Genomic DNA, 329 nt, shown 5'->3' on the forward strand with positions numbered 1-329 from the left:
GGCGATGCTGTCAGAACTCCGTTTGGCTCATGAAGAGATTCGAGATCTTCGTATGGACTTAGACGGCGATTGGCCAAGTGTTGTGTCACTTAAAGATGAATGGGTCGCGCCTTTTGTTGAAGACCAGAGTTGGAAACGCAAAGGTTCTCATACTTGGTTATTGGACGAGCGTGGTTACTACTTTTCTACGCCAAGTGAACACGCTACATCAAGTGAATATGCTGCACAAAGCGATCATGGCTTCGCGGACTCCTTTATTTTGAATGCGAATAGTGTTTCTCCGGAAATCTGGATTTTCTTTGGTGGTGTCGCAAGCAAACCTACTCAAT

Annotated in this window: 1 pseudogene; it reads left to right on the plus strand. The window is 45.6% G+C overall.

The window, feature by feature from the left end:
• A pseudogene (locus AB4496_RS29515) lies at window positions 1-329 on the plus strand (hypothetical protein); the annotation flags it as partial.

The organism is Vibrio sp. 10N.222.46.A1 (genome assembly GCF_041473595.1).
GTDB lineage: Bacteria > Pseudomonadota > Gammaproteobacteria > Enterobacterales > Vibrionaceae > Vibrio > Vibrio tasmaniensis_A.